Origin of the sequence: Micromonospora sp. KC721 (assembly GCF_004348355.1) — a bacterium.
GTDB lineage: Bacteria > Actinomycetota > Actinomycetes > Mycobacteriales > Micromonosporaceae > Micromonospora.
The window spans coordinates 1-4,593 of sequence record NZ_SMJY01000307.1; the positions used below are offsets into that span (position 1 = coordinate 1).

3 protein-coding genes and 1 pseudogene are annotated in these 4,593 nt (G+C 75.0%); all 4 read left to right on the forward strand.

From position 1 onward, the window contains the following. Positions 1-1,430 (forward strand): fibronectin type III domain-containing protein (locus E1182_RS29350; protein ID WP_165942757.1); only part of this gene is annotated, 1,430 nt, incomplete at its 5' end. A gap of 27 nt (positions 1,431-1,457) precedes the next feature. Further along, positions 1,458-2,453, forward strand: coding sequence for a MoxR family ATPase (locus tag E1182_RS29355; RefSeq protein ID WP_132270970.1), 996 nt, complete (start codon positions 1,458-1,460; stop codon positions 2,451-2,453). Between the two features lie 13 nt (positions 2,454-2,466). Further along, entirely contained in the window at positions 2,467-3,615 is a 1,149-nt protein-coding gene (locus E1182_RS29360; RefSeq protein WP_132270971.1) for a DUF58 domain-containing protein, read from the forward strand. After that, positions 3,609-4,593: pseudogene (locus tag E1182_RS29365) on the forward strand (transglutaminase domain-containing protein); the annotation flags it as partial. The gene E1182_RS29360 and the pseudogene E1182_RS29365, both read left to right, overlap by 7 nt.

A 4,593-nucleotide genomic window follows, 5' to 3' on the forward strand; every position in this document is an offset into this window, starting at 1 on the left:
CTCCCCCGCCGCCGCCCCCACCGAAGAAGCCGAAGGTGGGCAAGCCGGGCGCGCCGCGGTCGGTCAGCGCGTCGGCCGGCAACGCGCAGGCCCGGGTGACCTGGAAGCCGGCCGCCGCGAACGGCGCCGAGATCACCCGGTACGTGGTGGAGGGCGACGGTCGACGGCACGAGGTGGGCGCCAACCAGCGGGCGGTCGAGATCACCGGCCTGACCAACGGCCGCTCGTACACGTTCTCGGTGCACGCGGTGAACGCCAAGGGCTCCGGCCCGGCGCGCCGGAGCAACCCGGTGACCCCGACCGCGGCGGTGCCGGATCCGCCGGCCAGCGCGACCGCCGAGGCCCGGCCGGACGGCACGGTGCGGGTGAGCTGGCCCGCCGCCAACGGGCAGGGCAACACCATCGCCCGGTACGCGGTGACCGCGACGTCGGCCGGCACCAACGCCCCGGCCGGCGAGTCCACCCGTACCGAGCTGGTCATCCCGGCCGGTGAGCTGGAGTACGGCACCCAGTACGCCTTCACGGTGGTCAGCGTCAACGACAAGGGCGCCGGTTCGGCGGCCTCCCCGGTGAGCAACACGGTGGTGCCCTTCGCCCCGCCGGGGCAGCCGGCCGACCTGACCGCCAGCACGGTCGCCGACCAGCCCGGCACCATCGCCGTGCGGTGGTCCCCGGCGGCCGACAACGGTCGGCCGGTGACCGCGTACCGGGTGGACGTGGCGGGCCGGGTCAGCGAGGTGACCGACACGCAGACCACCGTGTCCGGGCTGGGCAACGGGCAGAACGTGCGGGTGTCGGTGCGGGCGGTCAACGAGGCCGGCCCCGGCCCGGAGGCCACCACCACGGCGCGTACGGTGGCGCCGCCGCGGGTGACGGTGACCGGCTCGTCGGCGACCGCCACCACGGCGACGGTCACCTTCACCGTCGACGCGGGCGGCGGGCGGGCCACCTGCACGTTGAGCACCGCCGGTGAGAGGCAACCGGGCGACTGCTCCCGCATCACCATGTCGGGCCTGACGCCGGGGAAGTCGTACACGTTCACAGTCACGGCGCGCAACGCGGCGGGCGAGGGCACCGCGAATCGGGCCCAGGCCACCGACGCTCTGCACGGCGTCGCCACCTGCCGCAACGGGGACTCCGGCGCGGAGGCCACCTACTGCAGCCGCGAGATCCCGGGCCAGCGCAACGGTAACGAGATCTTCGAGGTGACCCGGCAGGACGACGACCGGCAGGCGGGCTGGGTAGACAACGGCACCCGGCTGAAGGCGTACTGCAAGAAGCAGGGCGAAGAGGTGTACGCCTACATCTACAACAACCACAAGCGCAGCGCCTGGTGGGTGCAGGTCGAGTACAAGGGACGCAACTACATCCCGTGGGCCTGGCTCAACCTGGAGGGCGGCGACGACATCAAGGTCCTGCCCACCTGCTGACGCCGCATCACCCAGCCGAGGAGCACCGTGAACCCCCAGGAACCGCTCACCCAGCCGGAGGTGCAGGGCTTCGCCGCCCTCGCCGCCCGGCTGGCCGAGAACGTCAACGCGGTGGTGCTCGGCAAGCCGCAGGTGGTCCGGTTGGCGCTGACCGCGCTGTTCGCCCAGGGGCACGTGCTGCTGGAGGACGTGCCCGGGGTCGGCAAGACCACCCTGGCGCGGGCGATCGCGGCGACCGTGCAGGGCCAGTGGCGGCGGATCCAGTTCACCCCGGACCTGCTCCCCTCCGACGTGTCCGGGGTGACCATCTTCAACCAGGCCACCCGGGGTTTCGAGTTCCATCCGGGGCCGGTGTTCGCCAACATCGTCATCGCCGACGAGATCAACCGGGCGTCGCCGAAGACCCAGTCGGCGCTGCTGGAGGTGATGGAGGAGCGCACCGTCACCGTCGACGGGGTTCGGCATCCGGTGCCGCAACCGTTCCTGGTGGTGGCCACCCAGAACCCGGTGGAGATGGACGGCACGTACCGGCTGCCGGAGGCGCAACTGGACCGGTTCCTGGTGAAGCTGTCGGTGGGCTACCCGGACGAGTCGGTCGAGGTGGAGGTGCTGCGCGGGGCGACGGTCCGCTCCCCCGACTCACTGAGCCCGGTCACCGACACGGCCACCGTCGGGGAGATGGTCGCCATGGCGCGCCGGGTGCACATCGCCGAGCCGCTGTACGGGTACGCGGTCCGGCTGGCCGCGGCGACCCGCACCCATCCGCAGGTGCGGGTGGGGGTCAGCCCCCGGGGCGTGATCGCGTTGACTCGGGCGGCGTGCGCGTACGCGCTGATCGACGGCCGGGGCTGGATCATGCCGGAGGACCTGAAGATCCTGGCCGAACCGGTCTTCGCGCACCGGCTGCTGCTCACCCCCGACGCGCAGGTGCGTGGGGTGACCGCCGCCGAGGTGCTGCGGCAGGCGGTCGCGTCGGTGCCGGTTCCGTTGCCGTCGGGCCAGCCGGCTCCGGCGCACGGCTGACCGGCCCGCCGGCATGGGGATCACCGCCCGGGGCGTCGGGCTGCTCGTCGCCGCTGTGCTGCTGCTCGGCGTCGGTTTCCGGTACGCGTACCCGGAACTGGTGCTGCTCGGCGCGGCGGCCGGGGTGGCGGTCGGCTACGCCGTGCTGACGGCGGCCTGGCGGCCCCGGCTGGAGGTCACCCGCAGCGCGGAGCCGGACCGGGTGGCGCGCGGCGAGGCGGCCCGGATGACGGTGACGGTGCGTAACGCCGGCCGGTTGCGGGCGGCGAACCTGCTCGCCGAGGACCGGTGCGGCCCGCGCACGGTGCCGGTGCCGGTGCTGCGGCTGCGTCCCGGCCGGGACACCACGGTCAAGTACGAGGTGCCGACGCGACGCCGGGGTGTGGTGCCGGTGGGGCCGCTGCGGGTGATCCGGCGGGATCCGCTGGGGCTGGTGGCGTTGGCCCGCTCCTACGGCGACACGGTGCCGGTGTGGGTGCACCCCCGGGTGCATCCGCTGCGGGCGGTGCCGACCGGGGCGGGGCGCAGCCTGGACGGCAGCTCGGACAGCGTCCCGCACGGGTCGATCACCTTCGACTCGTTGCGGGAGTACGTGGTCGGCGACGAGTTGCGCCGGGTGCACTGGCGCACCAGCGCCCGGGTGGGCGAGCTGATGGTGCGGGAGAACGTGGACACCAGCCTGCCCCGGATCGTGGTGCTGTTGGACAACCGGGCCGCGGCCCATCCGCAGCGCATCGACGGGGTGGCCGAGTCGTTCGAGTCGGCTTGTGAGGCGGCGGCGTCGGTGGTGACCGCGGCGGTGCGCGACGACCTGCCGGTGGTGTTGTTGCTGGTGGCGCCGGGCGAGGACCGGGCCGGGGAGCCGCCGCTGGACCGGCTGACCGCGGTGGAGCTGGCCGACGGGGACGCGGAGGCGTTGCGCGGCTGCACGGGCCGGTTGCGCCGGGACCGTCCCGGCGACACCCTGGTCTTCCTGACCGGGCCGGGTGGCCGTGACGACCTGGGGCAGGTGGGGGCGCTGCGTGGGGCGTACCCGTCGGTGCTGGTGGCGGTCTTCGGCGCGGACGCCCCGACGCCGGCCGGTGCCGCCGGCCTGGTGGTGGTGGACGCCGCCGACGGCGCCGGTTTCGCCGCCGAGTGGGACGGGGTGCGCCGGTGGTGACGTCGCGGGGCCCGGCCGGCGTGCGATCCGCTGCGGCGCGGTGGCTGCGCGCGGCACCCCTGCCGCTGGCGCTGGTGGTGCTGGTCGCGCTGCCCGGGGTGGTGCTCGGCCGGGTCTACGCCGGTGACCTGCTGACCTGGCTGCTGGTCGGCGCGGCCGCCGGCTCGGTGCTGGTGAGCGTGGCCGCCCGGCGACTGCGGTCCTGGCTGGTGGCCCCGGTGTCGGTGGCCGCGATGGTCGGCTGGACGGTGTTCGGGCTGCACCTGGCGGCCCGCCGGGCGGGGCTGCCCGGCGGTTTCGTCGAGGTGGTCGTCGACGCGGCCCGCAACGGCATCCCCCGGCTGCTGACCGCGTTGATCCCGGTCGAGCCGGTTCCGGACACGGTGCTGGTGCCGCTGGTGGCGACCTGGCTGGCCGGGTTGACCGGTGCCGAGGTGGCGCTACGCGCCGGGCGGTCGCTGCTCGGTTTCCTGCCGCCGGCGTTGCTGTACGCGGGCGCGCTGTACGTGGTGGGCCCGAACGCGGATCCGGCGTTCTGGCCGTCGGTGGCGTTCGCCGCCGCCGTCGCCCTGGGCCTGGTGGCTCCGGGCACCCGGCAGACCCCGGGTGGCGACCCGGCGGCGGCGCTGCCACCGGCGGTGCGCGCGGCGGTGCGCCTGCGGCTGGTGGCGGGCGGCGCGGCCGGGGTGGCCGTGGTGGTGGGCTTGGCGGCGCTGGTCGGTCCGGTGTTGGCGGCCCGGGTCGAGGACCGGCCGGTGGATCCCCGCCGGTACGTGGAGCCGCCCCGGGTGGAGTCGCTGGACGAGAACCCGCTGATCCGGATCTCCGGGTGGGCGTTGCACCCGGAGCAGGAGCTGCTGGACGTCGCCACGCTCACTCCGGCCGGGGCGCAGACCCGGATCCGGTTGGCGGTGCTCAGCGACTACGACGGGGTGACCTGGCGGGTCGGGGCGACGGACCGCAACGCGGGGCGGGTTC